13 protein-coding genes are annotated in these 20338 nt (G+C 63.4%); 9 read left to right on the top strand and 4 right to left on the bottom strand.

Annotated elements, in window-relative coordinates; genetic code table 11:
• Positions 1 to 3 precede the first annotated feature (3 nt).
• The 7 genes from aroK to ACK56M_RS27455 all read left to right on the top strand — a co-directional run bounded on the left by aroK (position 4) and on the right by ACK56M_RS27455 (position 11471).
• Positions 4 to 522 (top strand): shikimate kinase AroK, encoded by a 519-nt coding sequence (aroK, locus tag ACK56M_RS27485; RefSeq protein WP_015272136.1) that lies wholly within the window; start codon positions 4 to 6, stop codon positions 520 to 522.
• Between the two features lie 96 nt (positions 523 to 618).
• Entirely contained in the window at positions 619 to 1716 is a 1098-nt protein-coding gene (aroB, locus tag ACK56M_RS27480) for a 3-dehydroquinate synthase (protein WP_015272135.1), read from the top strand.
• A gap of 15 nt (positions 1717 to 1731) precedes the next feature.
• The gene (locus tag ACK56M_RS27475; RefSeq protein ID WP_100412792.1) at positions 1732 to 3366 is read left to right on the top strand and encodes an SPOR domain-containing protein; all 1635 of its coding nucleotides are present in this window, start codon (positions 1732 to 1734) and stop codon (positions 3364 to 3366) included.
• Positions 3367 to 3738: 372 nt separating this feature from the next.
• Entirely contained in the window at positions 3739 to 8184 is a 4446-nt protein-coding gene (gene gltB / locus ACK56M_RS27470) for a glutamate synthase large subunit (protein ID WP_411959162.1), read from the top strand.
• A gap of 106 nt (positions 8185 to 8290) precedes the next feature.
• On the top strand, positions 8291 to 9709 hold the full coding sequence (locus tag ACK56M_RS27465; protein ID WP_013974599.1) for an FAD-dependent oxidoreductase: 1419 nt from the start codon (positions 8291 to 8293) through the stop codon (positions 9707 to 9709).
• 235 nt (positions 9710 to 9944) lie between these two features.
• The gene (gene hemE / locus ACK56M_RS27460; protein ID WP_015272132.1) at positions 9945 to 11009 is read left to right on the top strand and encodes a uroporphyrinogen decarboxylase; all 1065 of its coding nucleotides are present in this window, start codon (positions 9945 to 9947) and stop codon (positions 11007 to 11009) included.
• Between the two features lie 114 nt (positions 11010 to 11123).
• Complete coding sequence (locus ACK56M_RS27455; protein WP_015272131.1) at positions 11124 to 11471, top strand: YgiW/YdeI family stress tolerance OB fold protein; 348 nt, start codon at positions 11124 to 11126, stop codon at positions 11469 to 11471.
• 100 nt (positions 11472 to 11571) lie between these two features.
• On the opposite strand, the gene ACK56M_RS27450 is transcribed toward ACK56M_RS27455, so the two are convergent.
• Positions 11572 to 12759 (bottom strand): MFS transporter, encoded by a 1188-nt coding sequence (locus tag ACK56M_RS27450; protein WP_015272130.1) that lies wholly within the window; start codon positions 12757 to 12759, stop codon positions 11572 to 11574.
• Between the two features lie 165 nt (positions 12760 to 12924).
• Here ACK56M_RS27450 and ACK56M_RS27445 point away from each other — a divergent pair, with 165 nt between their 5' ends.
• A complete protein-coding gene (locus tag ACK56M_RS27445; RefSeq protein WP_015272129.1) occupies positions 12925 to 13836 on the top strand; it encodes a LysR family transcriptional regulator in 912 nt (303 codons plus the stop codon).
• A 197-nt stretch (positions 13837 to 14033) separates the two neighbouring features.
• The gene (locus tag ACK56M_RS27440; RefSeq protein WP_013974594.1) at positions 14034 to 14807 is read left to right on the top strand and encodes a ParA family protein; all 774 of its coding nucleotides are present in this window, start codon (positions 14034 to 14036) and stop codon (positions 14805 to 14807) included.
• Here the strand turns inward: ACK56M_RS27440 and trxC are convergent.
• The 3 genes from trxC to mscK form a co-directional block, all read right to left on the bottom strand.
• Complete coding sequence (gene trxC / locus ACK56M_RS27435; RefSeq protein ID WP_015272128.1) at positions 14804 to 15238, bottom strand: thioredoxin TrxC; 435 nt, start codon at positions 15236 to 15238, stop codon at positions 14804 to 14806. The genes ACK56M_RS27440 and trxC overlap by 4 nt on opposite strands.
• Positions 15239 to 15365: 127 nt before the next feature.
• A complete protein-coding gene (gene selO / locus ACK56M_RS27430; RefSeq protein ID WP_013974592.1) occupies positions 15366 to 16826 on the bottom strand; it encodes a protein adenylyltransferase SelO in 1461 nt (486 codons plus the stop codon).
• A gap of 180 nt (positions 16827 to 17006) precedes the next feature.
• Positions 17007 to 20315 carry a mechanosensitive channel MscK gene (mscK, locus tag ACK56M_RS27425; protein WP_015272126.1) on the bottom strand — a complete coding sequence of 1103 codons (3309 nt, stop codon included), beginning with the start codon at positions 20313 to 20315 and terminating at the stop codon, positions 17007 to 17009.
• Positions 20316 to 20338 lie beyond the last annotated feature (23 nt).

Below are 20338 nucleotides of genomic sequence, written 5' to 3'. Positions count from 1 at the left end.
TCTGTGCGAAATTTGATACTTGTGGGGCCCATGGGTGCTGGTAAAAGCACCATCGGACGCCTATTGGCCAAAGAGCTGCGCCTGCTGTTCAAGGATTCCGACAAGGAAATCGAACTGCGATGCGGCGCCAACATCCCGTGGATTTTCGACAAGGAAGGCGAGCCGGGTTTCCGTGACCGCGAGCAGGCGATGATCGCCGAGCTGTGCGCACTCGATGGCGTGGTCTTGGCGACCGGCGGTGGTGCGGTAATGCGCGAAGCCAACCGCAAGGCCCTGCACCAGGGTGGCCGGGTGATCTATCTGCATGCTTCGGTCGAACAGCAGGTTGGTCGCACCGCGCGTGATCGCAATCGCCCCCTGTTGCGCACCGCCAACCCCGAGGCGACCTTGCGCGCCCTGCTGGAAGCCCGCGACCCGCTCTACCGCGAGATCGCCGACCTGGTGGTAGAAACCGACGAGCGGCCGCCACGCATGGTGGTGATCGATATTCTCGAGCGCTTGCAGCAGTTGCCGCCCCGTTAGCCCGGGACTATTCTCGGCCACCAGCGCCGAGGCGAGGTTCAACGTAACCGCGTAGGTGCCCGAGCGGCGCCGCGCACAAGTACATTGTGGGGATACATGCAGACACTAAAGGTCGACCTGGGCGAGCGTAGCTACCCGATCTACATTGGCGAAGGCCTGCTGGACCAGCCTGAGCTGCTGGCGCCGCACATTGCCGGGCGGCAGGTTGCCATTGTTTCCAACGAGACCGTCGCGCCCCTGTATCTCGAACGCCTGAGCAAGACCCTGGGGGCCTATTCGGTGCTGCCGGTGGTATTGCCCGATGGCGAAGCCCACAAGAACTGGGAAACCCTGCAGCTGATCTTCGATGGCCTGCTGACTGCACGGCACGACCGCCGCACCACCGTGGTTGCCCTGGGCGGCGGCGTGATCGGTGACATGGCCGGCTTCGCTGCCGCCTGCTACCAGCGCGGCGTCGACTTCATCCAGGTGCCGACCACTTTGCTGTCCCAGGTCGACTCCTCGGTCGGCGGCAAGACCGGTATCAACCACCCGCTTGGCAAGAACATGGTCGGTGCCTTCTACCAGCCCAATGCGGTGCTGATAGACACCACCAGCCTCAAGACCCTGCCGGCACGCGAGCTGTCAGCAGGCCTGGCCGAAGTGATCAAGTACGGCCTGATCTGCGACAAACCGTTCCTCGCCTGGCTCGAGGACAATATGCAGGCACTGCGTGCCCTCGACCCGGTGGCGCTGACCGAAGCCATCCGCCGCTCCTGCGCGGCCAAGGCCGCGGTGGTGGGTGCCGACGAGCGCGAGTCTGGCGTGCGCGCCACGCTGAACCTGGGGCATACCTTCGGGCATGCCATCGAGACCCACATGGGTTACGGCGTGTGGCTGCACGGCGAAGCCGTGGCGGCGGGCACGGTGATGGCCCTGGAGATGTCCATGCGCCTTGGCTGGATCGACCAGGCCGAGCGCGATCGCGGAATCCGCCTGTTGCAGGACGCAGGTTTGCCGGTGGTGCCACCACAGGAAATGACCCCGGCGCATTTCATGGAGCACATGGCGGTCGACAAGAAAGTGCTCGACGGCCGCCTGCGTCTGGTGCTGCTGCGCCAGATGGGCGAGGCCGTGGTGACCGACGACTATCCGAAAGAGATTCTACAGGCCACGTTGTCGGCGGATTACCGCGCGATCGTGGCCCAGCTTTGAGGTTGTGACAGCGCAATGACCAGTTTGCATGCCGATGAGGCCTTTCTCGACCATTACCAGTTGAGCCATGATCCGTTCGCGCCCCGCGTGCCCGGCTTCAAGTTCTTCCCGGCCCAGCGCAAGCCCGTGCTCGGCCAGCTGCATCACCTGGCGCGCTACAGCCAGCTGATGCTGGTTGTCACCGGCCCGCTGGGCAGTGGCAAGACCCTGCTGCGCCAGGCCCTGGTGGCCAGTACCAACAAGCAGGCGGTGCAGAGCGTGGTGGTGTCCGCCCGTGGCGCCAGCGATGCCGCCAGCGTACTCGGCCAGGTTGCACAGAACCTGGATGTGGCCGAGGCCGAAATGCAGGCGATCCTGGCCAAGGTGGTGCAACTGGCACTGACCGGCCAGGAAGTGTATTTGCTGGTGGACGATGCGGAACAACTCGACGAGTCGGCACTCCAAGCGTTGCTGGAATTGGCGGCGGGTGTACCGGAAGGGCGCCCGCACGTGTTCCTGTTCGGTGAGCCGTCGCTGATTGCCGGGCTGGACGAGATCAATATCGAGGAAGAACGCTTCCACATCATCGAACTCGCCCCCTACAGTGAAGAAGAAACCCGCGAGTACCTGGAGCAGCGCCTGGAAGGTGCTGGCCGGGGCATCGAGGTGTTCAGCCGTGAACAGATCGTCGATATCCATGAAAACTCCGACGGCTGGCCTGGCAACATCAACCAGGTCGCCCGTGACACTTTGATCGAAGCCATGATCGCCAGCCGCTCGACGGCCAAGCGACCATCCATGGGGTTCAAGATGCCTAAAAAACATGTGCTCGCGCTGTCCGCTGTGGTTGTGGTCGCCGTTGCGGCCGCGGTGTTGATGCCGAAGAAAGGTGACAAGGCACCTGCCGAAGCGCCGGCCGCCCAGGCCCAGCTGCCGCTTGGCGAGGGCCAGGCCAATGGTGGCAATCCCGCCATCGAGTTCTCGGGTTCGTCCCAGCCGATGCCGCTGCCGCTGGTTGGCCAGTCGCAGCCGGTGATGCGCGAGCCACTGGCCCAGGCCGCGGGCATGGGCGAGGGTGAAGAGGGCAGCCCGGCCGGTGATACCGCCCTGCAGCCAGGCAACCCGCCGCCAACCGTGACCACCATCGCGCCGCCGCAAGGTGTGCCAGCGGGCCCGGCACCGGTACCTGCCCAGCCAGTAGCCGCGGCGCCAGCCCAGCCAGTACAGACGCCACCGCAGCCGGTTGCGCCTGCGCCAAAACCTGTCGCAACCCAACCTGCCAAGCCGGTTGCGCCTGCCAAGCCTGCACCAGCACCAACCCAGGTCGCCGTGGCCAAGCCGGCCGCCAAGCCTGTCGAGAAGCCGGCAGCCGGTGGCAGCGGCAACAGCGGTTGGTACGCCGGGCAGAAACCGGGCAATTATGTGGTGCAGATCCTGGGTACCAGCTCCGAGGCTTCGGCTCAGGCGTTCGTGAAGGCTCAAGGTGGCGACTATCGCTACTTCAAGAAAAACCTGCAGGGCAAGCCGCTGTACGTAGTCACTTACGGCAACTTCGCCAACCGCGACGCAGCGGTTGCGGCAATCAAGAACTTGCCAGCGAAGGTCCAGGCTGGTAAACCTTGGCCACGTACCGTCGCCAGCGTCCAACAAGAGCTGGCCTCGGCCCGCTGATACCTTCCGGGCGGCACCACCCCGCCGCCCAGTTGCTGAGCGATTACTGACTTTCGACTAGCCTGCTGCGTTGTCACGCGGCAGGCTTTTCTGTCCCAGGCTGCCGGCCACAAGCCTTACTTGCAGTCATGGCTGAAACGCTTCAGACTCGAGCCAAGCCGCTATCACGGCGCATGGCGCAAAAACATTCAAAATTGCGACATAAATTTTCAATGGTGAGACATGAAAATTTGTGGGCATCGCTGTCGCTGTGCAACAATGGTTTTCCATGGCCACCGCAAAAAAGCTGGCGTTTGATCGGCGTGGATGGTAAGTGGTTGTTAAAAAAGAGATTTACCTCCGTTGAGAGGTGAACCTGGTGAGAATGTGTCTATGAAAACAGGTCTGTACCATCCCGAAGAATTCAAGGACAACTGTGGTTTTGGCCTGATCGCCCATATGACGGGCGAACCGAGCCACCACCTTCTGCAAACCGCCATGCAGGCACTGACCTGCATGACCCACCGCGGCGGTATCAACGCCGACGGCAAGACCGGTGACGGTTGCGGTCTGCTCATGCAGAAGCCCGATCAATTCCTGCGTGCCGTGGCCCAGGAGCACTTCGCCGTCGAGCTGCCCAAGCAGTACGCCGTCGGCATGGTGTTCTTCAACCAGGACCCGGTCAAAGCGGAAGCCGCCCGCGCCAACATGGACCGCGAAATCCTCGCTGCTGGCCTGAAACTGGTCGGCTGGCGCAAGGTGCCGATCGATACCAGCGTGCTCGGCCGCCTGGCCCTTGAGCGCCTGCCACAGATCGAGCAGGTGTTCATCGGCGGTGAAGGCCTGAGCGACCAGGAATTCGCCATCAAGCTGTTCAGTGCCCGTCGCCGTTCGTCCGTGGCCAACGCCCACGACGCCGACCACTACATCTGCAGCTTCTCGCACAAGACCATCATCTACAAAGGCCTGATGATGCCGCGCGATCTCGCGGCCTTCTACCCGGACCTGGGTGACGAGCGCCTGCAAACCGCGATCTGCGTGTTCCACCAGCGCTTCTCCACCAACACCCTGCCGAAATGGCCGCTGGCGCAGCCGTTCCGCTTCCTCGCTCACAACGGCGAGATCAACACCATCACCGGCAACCGCAACTGGGCCATGGCCCGTCGCACCAAATTCGCCAACGACCTGATCCCCGACCTCGAAGAGCTCGGTCCGCTGGTCAACCGCGTCGGCTCCGACTCCTCTAGCATGGACAACATGCTGGAGCTGATGTTCACTGGCGGCATCGACCTGTTCCGTGGCGTGCGCATGCTGGTACCGCCAGCTTGGCAAAACGTCGAGACCATGGACGCCGACCTGCGTGCCTTCTACGAATACAACTCCATGCATATGGAACCGTGGGATGGCCCGGCCGGTATCGTCATGACCGAAGGCCGCCATGCGGTGTGCCTGCTCGACCGTAACGGCCTGCGCCCGGCGCGCTGGGTGACCACCAAGAACGGCTACATCACCCTGGCGTCGGAAATCGGTGTCTGGGACTACAAGCCCGAGGACGTCATCGCCAAGGGCCGCGTTGGCCCGGGCCAGATCTTCGCCGTGGACACCGAAACCGGCCAGATCCTCGACACTGACGCCATCGACAACCGCCTGAAGTCGCGCCACCCGTACAAGCGCTGGCTGCGTCAGCACGCCACGCGCATCCAGGCGACGCTGACCGATGACCAGGGCGTGGCCAGCTACGACGCCGACCAGCTCAAGCAGTACATGAAGATGTTCCAGGTCACCTTCGAAGAGCGTGACCAGGTACTGCGCCCGCTCGGCGAGCAGGGCCAGGAAGCGGTCGGCTCGATGGGTGACGATACGCCGATGGCCGTTCTGTCGCAGCGCGTGCGTTCGCCGTACGACTTCTTCCGCCAGCAGTTTGCCCAGGTGACCAACCCGCCGATCGACCCGCTGCGCGAAGCGATCGTCATGTCCCTGGAAATCTGCCTGGGCGCCGAACGCAACATCTTCCAGGAATCCCCCGAGCACGCTTCGCGGGTAATCCTCAGCTCGCCGGTCATCTCGCCCGCCAAGTGGCGTTCGCTGATGAACCTGGAGCGCGAAGGTTTCGACCGCCAGCTGATCGACCTCAACTATGAAGAGAGCGTCGGCCTGGAAGCGGCCATCCGCAACATCGCCGACCAGGCTGAAGAAGCCGTGCGCGCTGGCAAGACCCAGCTGGTGCTGAGCGACCGCTACATTGCCCCTGGCAAACTGCCGGTGCACGCCTCGCTGGCCGTTGGTGCGGTACACCACCGCCTGACCGAACAGGGCCTGCGTTGCGACAGCAACATCCTGGTGGAAACCGCCACCGCCCGCGACCCGCACCACTTCGCCGTGCTGCTGGGCTTCGGTGCCTCGGCCGTTTACCCGTACCTGGCCTATGAAGTGCTGGCTGACCTGATTCGTACCGGCGAAGTGCTGGGCGACCTGGACGAAGTCTTCAAGTACTACCGCAAGGGCATCTCCAAGGGCCTGCTGAAGATCCTGTCGAAGATGGGTATCTCCACCATTGCCTCGTACCGTGGTGCGCAGTTGTTCGAAGCCATCGGCCTGTCCGAGGAAGTGGTCGGCCTGAGCTTCAAGGGCGTTTCCAGCCGCATCAAGGGTGCGCGTTTCGCAGACCTGGAAAGCGACCAGAAGCTGCTGGCAGCCGAAGCCTGGAGCGCGCGCAAGCCGATCCAGCAAGGCGGCCTGTTGAAGTTCGTTCACGGTGGCGAGTACCACGCCTACAACCCGGATGTGGTCAACACCCTGCAGGCTGCCGTGCAGCAGGGCGACTATGCCAAGTTCAAGGAATACACCACGCTGGTCGACCAGCGCCCGGTGTCGATGATCCGCGACCTGCTGAAGGTGAAAGTGGCTGACCAGCCGCTGCCGCTGGAGCAGATCGAGCCGCTGGAGGCGATCCTCAAACGCTTCGACTCCGCCGGTATTTCGCTGGGTGCACTGTCGCCGGAGGCTCACGAAGCGCTGGCCGAGGCGATGAACCGCCTGGGCGCGCGTTCCAACTCTGGCGAGGGCGGTGAAGACCCTGCGCGCTACGGCACCATCAAGAGCTCGAAGATCAAACAGGTGGCCACCGGCCGCTTTGGCGTGACCCCGGAGTACCTGGTCAACGCCGAAGTGCTGCAGATCAAGGTTGCCCAGGGCGCCAAGCCCGGTGAAGGCGGCCAGCTGCCAGGCGGCAAGGTCAACGGCCTGATCGCCAAGCTGCGTTACGCGGTACCGGGCGTAACCCTGATCTCGCCACCGCCGCACCACGACATCTACTCGATCGAAGACCTGGCCCAGCTGATCTACGACCTCAAGCAGGTCAACCCGCAGGCCCTGGTTTCGGTCAAGCTGGTGGCAGAAGCCGGCGTCGGCACCATCGCCGCCGGTGTGGCCAAGGCCTATGCCGACCTGATCACCATCTCCGGCTACGACGGTGGTACCGGTGCTTCGCCGCTGACCTCGATCAAGTACGCCGGCGCCCCATGGGAGCTGGGCCTGGCCGAGACCCACCAGACCCTGCGCGGCAACGACCTGCGCGGCAAGGTACGGGTACAGACCGACGGCGGCCTGAAGACTGGCCTGGACGTGATCAAGGCAGCCATCCTCGGCGCCGAAAGCTTCGGCTTCGGTACCGCGCCGATGATCGCCCTGGGCTGCAAGTACCTGCGCATCTGCCACCTGAACAACTGCGCTACCGGCGTGGCCACCCAGAACGACAAGCTGCGCAAGGACCATTACATCGGCACCGTCGACATGGTGATCAACTTCTTCACCTTCGTCGCCGAAGAAACCCGTGAGTGGCTGGCCAAGCTGGGCGTACGCAGCCTCGGCGAGCTGATCGGCCGTACCGACCTGCTCGACGTGCTGCCAGGCGACACCGAGCGCCAGCAGTACCTGGACCTGACGCCGCTGCTGGGCAGCTCGCACATCCCGGCTGACAAGCCGCAGTTCTGCGAAGTCGACAAGAACCCACCATTCGACCAGGGCGAGCTGGCCGAGAAGATGGTGGAAATGGCCATGCCGGCCATCCGCGACCAGGCCGGTGGCGAGTTCAGCCTCGACATCTGCAACTGCGACCGCTCGATCGGTGCGCGGGTCTCGGGTGAAATCGCCCGCCTGCACGGCAACCAGGGCATGGCCGCGGCACCGATCACCTTCCGCTTCAAGGGCACTGCGGGCCAGAGCTTCGGCGTGTGGAACGCTGGTGGCCTGAACCTGCACCTGGAAGGCGATGCCAACGACTACGTCGGCAAGGGCATGACCGGTGGCAAGGTCACCATCGTGCCGCCAGCCGGCAGCCCGTTCGAAACCCAGCACAGCGCCATCGTCGGCAACACCTGCCTGTATGGCGCCACTGGCGGCAAACTGTTCGCCGCCGGTACTGCTGGCGAGCGCTTCGCTGTACGTAACTCCGGCGCCCACGCTGTTGTCGAGGGCACTGGCGATCACTGCTGTGAGTACATGACCGGCGGCTTTGTCTGTGTGCTGGGCAAGACCGGTTACAACTTCGGTTCTGGCATGACTGGCGGCTTCGCCTACGTGCTCGACATGGACAATACCTTCGTTGACAAGCTCAACCATGAGCTGGTGGAAATCCAGCGTATCAGTGGTGAAGCGATGGAGGCCTACCGCAGCCACCTGGCGCGGGTCCTTGCCGAGTACGTGGAAGAGACCGGCAGCGAGTGGGGGCGTGAGCTCTCGGAGAACCTGGACGACTACGTGCGGCGCTTCTGGCTGGTCAAGCCGAAGGCAGCCAACCTGAAGCAACTGCTGTCCAGCACCCGTGCCAACCCGCAGTAACAACAGCTGCAAGTGACGGCCCCGTGCGCGGGGCCCGTCGTGCTCAAGTGATCGTCTTGCAGCTTGCAGCCTGAGGCTGGCAACTGCGGTAAAGAGGTTTTGAAAAATGGCTGAACGTCTGAACAACGACTTCCAGTTCATCGAAGTGGGCCGCAAGGATCCGAAGAAAAAGCTGCTGCGCCAGCGCAAGAAGGAGTTCGTGGAAATCTACGAGCCGTTCAAGCCGCAGCAGTCCGTGGAGCAGGCGCACCGCTGCCTGGGCTGCGGTAACCCGTATTGCGAATGGAAGTGCCCGGTACACAACTTCATCCCCAACTGGCTGAAGCTGGTTTCCGAAGGCAACATCCTGGCTGCGGCGGAGCTGTCGCACCAGACCAATACCCTGCCGGAAGTGTGCGGCCGCGTATGCCCGCAGGACCGTCTGTGCGAGGGTGCCTGCACCCTGAACGACGGCTTCGGTGCGGTGACCATCGGCTCGGTGGAGAAGTACATCACCGACACCGCCTTCGCCATGGGCTGGCGCCCGGACATGTCCAAGGTCAAGCCAACCGGCAAGCGCGTCGCCATCATCGGTGCAGGCCCGGCCGGCCTGGGCTGTGCCGACGTGCTGGTACGTGCCGGCGTGACCCCGGTGGTGTTCGACCGCAACCCGGAAATCGGCGGCCTGCTGACCTTCGGTATTCCCGAGTTCAAGCTGGAAAAGACCGTGCTCAGCAACCGCCGTGAAGTGTTCACCGGCATGGGCATCGAGTTCCGCCTGAACACCGAGGTGGGCAAGGACGTGACCATGGAGCAACTGCTCGCCGAGTACGACGCGGTGTTCATGGGCATGGGTACCTACACCTACATGAAGGGCGGCTTCCCGGGCGAGGACCTGCCGGGCGTGCATGATGCGCTGGACTTCCTGATCGCCAACGTCAACCGCAACCTGGGCTTCGAGAAGTCGCCGGAGGACTTCGTCGACATGCAGGGCAAGAAGGTGGTGGTATTGGGCGGTGGTGACACCGCGATGGACTGCAACCGCACCTCGATCCGCCAGGGCGCCAAGTCGGTGACCTGCGCCTATCGCCGTGACGAGGCCAACATGCCGGGTTCGCGTCGTGAGGTGAAGAACGCCAAGGAAGAGGGCGTGAAGTTCCTCTACAACCGCCAGCCTATCGCCATTGTCGGCGAGGACAAGGTCGAAGGCGTGAAGGTGGTCGAGACCCGTCTCGGCGAGCCGGATGCCCGTGGCCGCCGCAGCCCGGAGCCGATCCCGGGGTCTGAAGAGATTCTGCCGGCCGATGCCGTGGTCATCGCCTTCGGCTTCCGCCCAAGCCCGGCGCCTTGGTTCGAGCAGCATGGCATCCAACTGGACAGCCAGGGCCGCGTGGTTGCACCGGAGAAAGGCAAGTTCAAGCACCAGACCAGCAACCCGAAAGTGTTTGCCGGCGGCGACATGGTGCGTGGGTCGGACCTGGTGGTGACGGCTATCTTCGAAGGGCGTACTGCTGCTGAAGGCATTCTGGACTACCTGGAAGTCTGATTGATTGTCGGGGCCGCTTCGCGGCCCATCGCGACACAAGGCCGCTCCTACAGGGGATCGCGTACTTCCTGTAGGAGCGGCCTTGTGTCGCGACGGGCTGCAAGCAGCCCCAAAGGCATTTTTGTATACAAAAATCCTTGATCCATGGCATCCAATAGACAAAACGCATGGCCTTGACCGTGCCTTTTGCGCTGGCGTCTGAGAAAATGCCCGCACTATTTTTCCGGATGCCGACATGACTGCCCTGAAGAACGATCGTTTCCTGCGTGCACTGCTCAAGCAACCCGTAGACGTCACCCCGGTGTGGATGATGCGCCAGGCCGGCCGCTACCTGCCGGAGTACCGCGCCAGCCGCGCCAAGGCCGGTGACTTCATGAGCCTGTGCATGAACCCGCAGTTCGCCTGCGAGGTCACCCTGCAGCCGCTGGACCGCTACCCGCTGGACGCGGCGATCCTGTTCTCGGACATCCTCACCATCCCCGATGCCATGGGCCTGGGCCTGTACTTCGAAAGCGGCGAAGGCCCGCGCTTCAAGAAGGTCATCAGCACCCCGGCCGACATCGAAGCGCTGCCAATCCCCGACCCGCAGAAAGACCTCGGCTACGTGATGGACGCGGTCAGCACCATCCGCCGCGAGCTCAACGGCCGCGTGCCGCTTATCGGCTTCTCCGGCAGCCCGTGGACCCTGGCCACCTACATGGTCGAAGGCGGTTCGTCGAAGGACTTCCGCAAGACCAAGGCCATGGCCTACGACAACCCGCAGGCCCTGCACCTGCTGCTGGAAAAGCTGGCCCAGTCGGTCACCAGCTACCTCAACGGCCAGATCCTCGCTGGTGCCCAGGCCGTGCAGATTTTCGACACCTGGGGCGGCAACCTGTCGGCGGCGGCCTACCAGGAGTTCTCCCTGGCCTACATGCGCAAGATCGTCAGCGGCCTGATCCGCGAGCACGAGGGGCGCAAGGTGCCGGTGATCCTGTTCACCAAGAACGGCGGCCTGTGGCTGGAAAGCATCGCCGAAGCCGGTGCCGACGCGCTGGGCCTGGACTGGACCTGCGAGATCGGCGATGCTCGCCGCCGCGTGGGTGACAAGGTGGCGCTGCAGGGCAACATGGACCCGACCGTGCTGTACGCCAAGCCCGAGGCCATCCGCAAGGAAGTGGCGCGTATCCTGGCCAGCTATGGCCACGGCACGGGCCATGTGTTCAACCTGGGCCACGGCATCACACCGGAAGTCGACCCGGAGCACGCTGGCGTGTTCATCAACGCCGTGCATGAGCTGTCGGCGCAATACCATCAGTGAGTCGATCGCTGAACACGAAGCCCGGCCATGTGTCGGGCTTTTTGTTCATTAAGTTTTAATTCAGCGATCATCGTTAATCTGGTCCCATCGAAACCGAAACAGGACCTGATCCTCATGAAAGCACGTTACCTTGCGATGATTCTTGCCCCCTTGTTCAGCACTGCCGCCCTGGCTGCCGGCTACACCGGTCCGGGCGCCCAGTCGGTGACCACCGTAGCTGCGGCCAACGATGCAGCCGACGACACCCCAGTGGTGCTGCAAGGCTTCGTGACCAAGAAGATCAACAACGACGACAAGTACGAGTTCAAGGACAACACCGGCACCATCACCGTGGAAATCGATGATGAAGACCTGCCGCCGACGCCGTTCAACGACAAGACAAAGGTCAAGCTGACCGGTGAGGTGGAGAAGCACCTGATGAGCCGGGAGGTGGATGTGGATATGGTCGAGATCATCAACTGATCCGAGATTTTGGGGCTGCTTTGCAGCCCATCGCGACACAATGCCGCTCCTACAGGGAATCGCGTTCCGCTGTAGTAGCGGCCTTTTGTCGTGATGGGGTTCAGCCCGATTTCGGTGGCAACTTGCTCAGGTGCAGCGCCACCAGCAACGCCACCGCCAGCAGGCTGCCAATGAACAGCCCGATGCCATTCCAGCCCCACTGGTGCCAGAACACCCCGCCCGCCGTACCGGCCACGCTCGACCCGGCGTAATAGCTGAACAGGTACAACGACGACGCCTGTCCCTTGGCCTTCAAAGCCCTGCGGCCGATCCAGCTGCTGGCCACCGAGTGCGCGCCAAAAAAGCCGAAGGTGAACACCAGCATACCGACGATCACCATCACCAGCGGGCTGGCCAGGGTCATCAGCAAGCCGCCCGCCATCACCACGATACTGGCCCAGAACACTTTGCGCCGGCCCAGTTTATCCGCCAGTGCACCGACCTGCGCCGAGCTGTAGATGCCCGACAGGTAAACCACCGACAGCAAGCCGACCAGCGCCTGGTTCATGTGATACGGCTCGGCCAGCAGGCGGTAGCCGATGTAGTTGAACAGGGTGACGAAGGCTCCCATCAGCAGGAAGGCTTCGAGGAACAACCAGGGCAGGCCGGCATCCCTGAAGTGCATGACGAACCCATCCAGCAGGCTGCGTGGGTTCATCGACTGCGGGCGGAAATTGCGCGATTCGGGCAGCACCTTCCAGAACACCAGCGCCGCCACCAGGGCCAGGCCGCCGATGGTCAGCATCGCCGTGTGCCAGCTGACGAAGTCGATCAGCACGCCGGTGATCAGGCGCCCGCTCATGCCGCCAATGGCGTTGCCGCCGATGTACAGGCCCATGGCCAGGCCGATGTGCTGCGGGTGGATCTCTTCGCTCAGGTAGGTCATCGCCACCGCCGCGAGGCCGCTCAGCGACAGGCCGACCAGAGCGCGGGTGGCCAGTACCAGCTCCCAGCTCGGCATCGCCGCGCTGGCCAGGGTGGAAAGGGCGGCGCAGGCCAGGGCAAACACCATCACCGGCTTGCGCCCGATGCGGTCGGAGATAGGGCCGGTGATCAGCAGGCCGAACGCCAGCATGGCTGTGGAGACCGACAGCACCAGGCTGCTCTGCGCCGCATTGATGGCAAATTCCTTCGACAGCAACGGCATCATCGGCTGCACGCAGTACAGCAGGGCGAAGGTGGCGAAGCCGCCGCTGAATAGCGCCAGCACGGTCTTCATGAAGGCGGGGGTGCCTTTTTCGATCCACATTTCGTTCAGCGAGGCAGGTTCTGGCTCGGCGGGAAGGGGAGCTACAGCAGTTTTCACGGGCGGGTACCTCTGGCGCAATGAAAAAAGCATATAGCTGGCTAATGATTAGATCCAATATATTGTTCGACCTATTTGAGACGTTATACGACCTGTTTGGAGCTGATCATGGAACTGCGCCATCTGCGTTACTTCATCGCCGTGGCCGAAGAGCTGCATTTTGGCCGCGCTGCCCAGCAGCTGGGCATTTCGCAGCCACCCTTGAGTCAGCAGATCCAGGCGCTGGAGCAGGAGCTGGGGGCCCGGCTGTTCGAGCGTACCAACCGTCGGGTCGAGCTGAGCGAGGCGGGGCGGTTGTTCCTCGAGGAAGCCCGCCAGGTGCTGGCGCAGGTGGAAAAGGCCGCCGATGTCGCCCGGCGTGCGCAGTTGGGGGAGCTGGGGGAGATGAAGATCGGCTTTACCTCCTCGGCACCGTTTACTTCGAAGATACCCAAGGCCATCCACGCCTTCCGCAAGCGTTTCCCGGCGGTACACCTGAACCTCAAGGAAATGAGCAGTCGCGACGTCGCAGAAGGGGTGTTCGACGAGTCCATCGAGGTCGGGCTGATGCGGCCGATGCCGCTGCCGGAAGGGCTGGTGGCCACCGAGTTGTTTCGCGAGCCGCTGGTGGCAGTGATCAATGCCTCGCATCCATTGGCCGAAGGCACGGAACATGGCCTGCACATGGCCGCGCTGGCCCATGAGCCGTTCGTGTTCTTCCCGCGCAGCTATGGCAGCGGGTTGCACGCACAGTTGCTGAGCCTGGCGCGCCAGGCGGGTTTCAGCCCGCATTTTGCCCAGGAGGCGGGGGAGGCGATGACCATCATCGGGCTGGTATCGGCAGGGCTTGGGGTGTCGGTTCTGCCGGCGTCGTTCCAGCGGATGCGCATCGAGGGGGTGGTTTATCGCACGCTGCTGGATGAAGGGGCGATGTCGGCGGTGTGGCTGGTGCAGCGCGAGCATGGTGGGTCGGCGATGGCACGGGCATTTGCCGAGTTGCTCACGGGGCAGGTGGTTGGCGGGGGCAGTGTAGTTGCCTGATCGGGCCCCATCGCCGGCAAGCCAGCTCCCACAAGGGACGCACATGGCTTGAGGCTTATGCGGTCGGTGTGGGAGCCGGCTTGCCGGCGATAGGGCCAGGGCAGGCAGCACAAGGCTGTTGTTCCGGGCAAATGGCACTGGTCATTGCCGCAGCGGCGCCACATACTCGGGCATTCGTTGATACACGGAGGTCAATCATGCGGCGCGTGGTGTTCAATCAGAAAGGTGGTGTGGGCAAGTCGAGCATCGCTTGCAACCTGGCGGCTGTGAGCGCCAGCGAAGGTTATCGGACCCTGCTGATCGACCTGGATGCCCAGGCCAACTCGACCCAGTACCTGACTGGCCTGACCGGCGACGATATCCCCATGGGCATCGCCGACTTCTTCAAGCAAAGCCTGTCCAGCGGGCCGTTCAGCAAGAAGAACCAGGTCGATATCTACGAAACCCCGTTCGACAACTTGCACGTGGTCACCGCCACGGCCGAGCTGGCCGATCTGCAGCCGAAGCTTGAGGCGAAGCACAAGATCAACAAGCTGCGTAAGTTGCTCGACGAACTGGACGAGGACTACGAGCGCATTTACATCGATACACCGCCAGCGCTGAACTTCTATGCGGTTTCCGCACTGATCGCCGCCGATCGCGTGCTGATTCCTTTCGACTGCGACAGCTTCTCGCGCCAGGCACTGTATGGCCTGCTGGCTGAGATCGAAGAGCTCAAGGACGACCACAACGAAGACCTGGTGGTCGAAGGCATCGTGGTCAACCAGTTCCAGTCCCGTGCCAGCCTGCCACAGCAGATGCTCGACGAGCTGCTGGCCGAAGGGCTCCCGGTGCTACCGGTGTACCTGGGCAGCTCGGTGAAGATGCGTGAGTCGCACCATGCCAGCCTTCCGCTGATTCACCTGGAGCCCAGGCACAAGCTGACCCAGCAGTTTGTCGAGTTGCATTCGCTACTAGAAGAGAACGCTTAAACCCCCTGGCTACGCAACCACTCCAGCAACGACTGGAGTGGAAACGCCCCGGCCTGACGGCTGACTTCACGGCCATTCTTGAACAGCAGCAGGCTTGGGATAGAGCGGATGCCCAGTTGCCCGGCCAGGTTGCGGTTGGCTTCGCTGTCGAGCTTGGCCAGGCGGCAGCGGCCGGCCAGTTGGCGGGCGGCCTGTTCGAAGGTGGGGGCGAAGGATTTACACGGTCCGCACCAGTCGGCCCAGATGTCGACCAGCAGTGGCAGGTCGCCTTTGATCTGGTTGGCGTAGCTGGCTTCGGTGAGTTCGAAGGGAGTGCTCAGCAGCACGTCCTGTTTGCAGCGGCCGCATTTCGGCGCGTCGCCCAGGCGCTCGGCGGGCAGGCGGTTGAGGCCGTTGCAGTGGGGGCAGGGGATTACCAGTGGTTCGGACATGTCGTTTCCTTGAGGTTTTTGGGGCTGCTTTGCAGCCCATCGCGACACAAGGCCGCTCCTACAGGAGTCCGCGTACCCTTGTAGGAGCGGCCTTGTGTCGCGATGGGCCGCGCAGCGGTCCCAGGATTCATGATGAGCAGCTGATTTCCAGGTGCTTGCCCCATTCCGGCGGGCGTTCGGCATAGCCCTGCATCCCGGCCTGCTCCTCGAACGGTTTGCTCAACACCTGATGCAGCCGTCGCACTTCACTGTAATCCCCCGCTTCGGCCGCTTCGATGGCTTTCTGTGCCAGGTAGTTGCGCAGCACATACAGCGGGTTCACCGCATGCATGCGCTCACGCCGTCCTTCGACATTATCCGCTTCGCGCTCGCAACGGGCCAGGTAGTCCGCCCCCCAGGCATCGAAACCGGCCAGGTCGATGAAGTCGTCACGCACCACCTTCAGCGCCTCGGCCACGGGCTGATCGCCCAGCTTGCGGAAGAACAGGTTGTAGTCCACACCACCGCTCTGCATGCGCTGCAACAGGCGCTCGACCAACGCCATGTCGTCCTCTTCCGCGGTGGTCAGGCCCAGGCGGCGGCGCATCAGGTCCAGGTAGTGTGCCTGGTACAGCGGCAGGAACAGGCCCAGCGCCTCCTTGAGCGGTTCGACTTCGATCACCGTGGTCAGCGCCTGGGCCAGCGCACTGAGGTTCCAGTGGGCGATCGGTACCTGGTTGGCGTAGCTGTAGCGGCCACGGTCGTCGGAGTGGTTGCAGATGAAGTTGGCGTCGAAGTCGTCGAGGAAGGCATACGGGCCGAAGTCGAAGGTGATGCCGAGGATCGACATGTTGTCGGTGTTCATTACCCCGTGGCAGAAACCATAGGCTTGCCAGCGGGCGATCAGTTCGGCATTGCGTTCGACGATGGTGCGGAACATGGCCAGGTAGGGCTGTTCGGCGTCGCGGCATTCCGGATAGTGCTGCTCCAGCACATGGTCGATCAGCACCCGCTGCTGTTCTGGTTGCCTGGTGTAGTAGAAGTATTCGAAATGCCCGAAGCGCACATGGCTTTGCGCCAGGCGGGTGAGCATTGCCGCACTTTCGCGGGTTTCGCGCCAAACCGGGGTGCTCGAGCCGATCACGCACAGTGCCCGGCTGCTGGGAATGCCCAGGGCGTGCAGGGCCTCGGAGGCGAGGAACTCGCGGATCGAGGAACGCAGCACGGCGCGGCCGTCGCCCATGCGTGAGTAGGGCGTCTGGCCGGCACCCTTGAGGTGCAGGTCCCAGTGCTCGCCCTGGTCATTCAGCACTTCGGCCAGCAGCAGGCCGCGGCCATCACCCAGGCGTGGGTTGTAGGAGCCGAACTGATGGCCGGAATAGACCATCGCCCGCGGGTCGGCCTCTTCCCATAGCTTGTGGCCGCTGAACAGCTCGGCGAAAACCGGCAGCTCTGCCTGGGCTGGGTCGAGGTCGAGCAGCGCCATGGCCGACTCGCTCGCTACCACCAGGCGTGGGTCTGCGATGGGTTCGGGCAGGACCTGGGTGGAGAACGCGTCGCCCAGGCGGGCGAAGCGATTGTCGAAGGTGAGTTGGTCTAGGGCTTTCACGGGCTGCTCCTGGAAGTCGGTACCTAGGGGGCCGCTTTGCGGCCCATCGCCGGCAAGCCAGCTCCCACAGGGGATGTGCAGGGCTTGGGTGCGGCACGGTCACTGTGGGAGCTGGCTTGCCGGCGATCGAGGGCGAAGCCCTCGCAGGCATTCTGGGCGTTCATGCTCTATGGAGTCCACTCACACAGGGTGAGTGCCATCCGGTTTCGGCTGCTCCACCGGAATCAGCTGCTGTTTGCCGCCCTTCGGATCCATCAGAAACACCTCGACCTGGCGCACCGAGATCTTGATGTTGTGCGCCTTGAACTCGCGGTTGATGTAGCGGTTGATCTCGTCCAGCGTCGGGTTGCGGTCGCCCAGGTCGCGTACGTGCATGCGCAGCTCGTGGTCCAGTGAGCTCTCGCCGAAGTTGAGGAAGTACACGATCGGCTCCGGGTCCTTGAGCACGCGTGGGTTTTCGTGGGCCCCCTTGAGCAGCAGGTCGCGGACCAGGTCCAGGTCGGAGCCATAGTCGATGCCCAGCTTCAGCGTTACCCGGGTGACCGTGTCGGTCAGCGACCAGTTGATCAGCTGGCCGGTGATGAAGGTCTTGTTGGGGACGATGATGTCCTTGCGGTCGAAGTCGGTGATGGTGGTGGCGCGGATGCGGATCTTGCTCACCGTGCCCGACAGGTTGCCGATGGTGATGGTGTCGCCAATCCGTACCGGGCGCTCGAACAGGATCATGATGCCGGAGATGAAGTTGGCGAAGATCTCCTGCATACCGAAGCCCAGGCCCACCGACAGCGCGGCCACCAGCCATTGCAGCTTGTCCCAGCTGACACCCAGGGTCGACAGGGTGCTGACGATACCGATACCGACGATGGTGTACGACAACAGCGTGGTGGTGGCGTAGGCACTGCCCTGGGCCAGGTTCAGGCGTGACAGCACCAGCACTTCCAGCAGGCCCGGCAAGTTGCCGGCCAGGGCAAAGGTGATGCCGACGATTACCAGTGCGCCCAGCAGGTCGCCGAGGCTGATCGGCACCATGCTGGCGGCGGCGCCGGTGCCGCTGGTGTATTCGTAGAGGACGAAGTTGTTGAGGTAGGCGAACACCGAGATCAGGTCCGACCACACCCAGTACAGGCCCGCGATGAAGCCGCCAAGCAGGGCCAGGCGGATCAGGCGCAGTGACTGCTGGTTGACCTGTTCGATGTCCAGCGCTGGTTCTTCGGTGATGACTTCGCCATCCAGCCCTTCCTTGGCCGCCGCCCGCTTGCTCAGCGCGCGCTGGTAGGCCAGGCGCCGTGCCGCCACCGACAGGCCACGTACGAACGCGGCTTCGATCACCAGCCAGAACAGCAGCAGGTACAAGGTATAGATCAGCCGGTCGGTAAGTTTCAGCGCGGTGTAGTAGTAGCCGAAGCACACGGCCACGAACAGGGCGATGGGCAGGGCGGTGAAGGCCACACCCACGGCCTTGCGGAACAGCGAGGTATCGCGGTGCGCCGGGCTGCTGAGCAGCAGGCGGCTGAGCAGCCAGGCCATCAGTGCGTAGCAGGTCAGTACCACGCCGATACCCAACACATCATCGGCCAGCGCCGAAGGCTGATGCTCGGCCACCGCCACCACACCGACCAGTGCCAGCACCACGGTGCCCAGGCGGCGCACCCAGCCGCGCAGGAACTCGACCTGCGGCTTGTGCCAGCGGAAGTGGATTTCCGCCACTCCGCCCGGGGCGAGGATGCGGTAGGCGGTGTAGAACACCAGCCAGGCCTGGGCCAGTTGCCAGAGGGCTGCACCAAGGTTGGCGTTCTGCCCGCGGGCGTCGATCTGCAGGGCGTAGCTGCACAGGGCCAGGCCCAGGCTGACGGGCATTGCCAGCAGGATGTTGATGAGGATCGCCTGGGGCGTGTGCCACTGGCTGTCACGGCGGAAGTGGCCGATGTCCTGGTGCACCTTGCCCAGCCGTTGGTACAGGTATTTGCGCCGCCACAGCAGGGCGCCGATCACCAGCAGCAGCGGCAGGAACAGCAACGGGCGCTGGCTCAGGCCGTCGCCCAGCTCCTTCAGGCCCGAGCCCCACGGCAAGTTGGCCACCTGGTCGGCCAGGCGTTCCGGCACATAGCGCAGCCAGTCCCAGTCCAGCGGCTTGTTGCTGGGGATCCAGAACATTTGCTCGTCGAGGGTGGTGCGCAGGCTCTGGGCGGTGCCCAGCAGCTGCTTCTGGTTGAGCTGCAGGGTGATCGATTCGTTGAGCAGTGCCGACAACTCGCGGTTCAGCCGCTCCAGCAGGTCGCTGCGGGTAATCGCCACTTCCAGCAGGGCCTTGCGCAGCTGTGGTGTCACATCTTCCTGTGGTTGGGCAGCCAGCAGCTTGTCGACGTAGGTGACCGGGCTGCTCATCTGCTCGCGTTGCTGGTTGACCTCGAACTGGTACAGGCGGGTGTCAGCGATCTGGTCGGCCAGGTCGCGATCGACCTTCAGGTGCGGCAGGGTCTGCTTCTGCTTGTAGAGGATCTTCGACAGCAGCAGGCTGCCCTTGAGCACGTTGATCTGCTCGTCCAGCGCCTGGTCGGCTTGGGTCAGGCTGTCCAGTTGCTGCTTGGTGCGCAGGTTCTGCTGGGTCAGTTCGTTGAGGCGGTCGGTACTTTTCAGCAGGTAGTCGGAAAGCTTGAGGTTGACCGCACTTTCGGTGGCCAGCAGGCTGCTGCCGCCGGCTTTCTGGGCCTCGATCGATTGCTGGGTGACCGCTTCCTGGGACTGGGCCAGGCGCTTGTCGTTGATCAGGGTCTGCAGGTCCTGAATTTCCTGCTCCAGGCGCGCGGCCCGTTCGATCAGCAGGTCGTGGCGGGCGTTGCCCAGATCTTGCAGTAGGCTGTTGCCGGCCAGCTCCTGGCGGCGCAGCAGGGTCAGCGCGTTGAGCGAGGCCAGTTCGGCATTCAACTGGTTGCGCTGGTCGGTGTTGATCGGTTTGCCGGCGTCCTTGCCGGTCTTGAGGATGCTGTTGATCTGCTGGGTGCGCGCCTGGCTGTTGCTGATTTCGGCCTGGGCGCGTTCCGGGCGGGTCTGCGAGTTGATGATCAGGCTGTTGGCTTCGGACAACGCCTTCTGCAGCTCGCCCTGCAGGGTGCTGCGCTCGCTGAGCATCTGCTCCAGTTGCGGCACGGAAAGGGCGGCATAACGCTGGGCTACCGGCTGTGGCTTGGTTTCCTTGAGCCTGGCCAGTTCGCGCTGGCTGTCGCTGGTTTCTTTCGGCGCGCCGGTCAGCTCCTGCTTCAGCGCGGCGAGTTTCTTCTCATTGTCTTCCTTGCTGGCGAGCAGGCTGAGGGTTTGCTCCAGCACCTGCTGCAGGGCTTTCTGCTCGGCCTCGGGCAGTTTGCGCTCGGCGATCTTGTCGAGGCTGTTCTGGATGCTGGCGGTGGTCGGGGCTTCTGCTGCCGTGGCTGCAAAAGAGAGAGACAGGCACAGCCCGAACAGGGCTGTGCGGAGGTACACGCGCAGGGACATAGGCAGACTACTTGTGGATCCGG

It is taken from the genome of Pseudomonas sp. s4 (assembly GCF_046764235.1).
GTDB lineage: Bacteria > Pseudomonadota > Gammaproteobacteria > Pseudomonadales > Pseudomonadaceae > Aquipseudomonas > Aquipseudomonas asiatica.
Note: the sequence above shows the minus strand (reverse complement) of the source record. Positions and strands in the feature narration are given on the sequence as shown.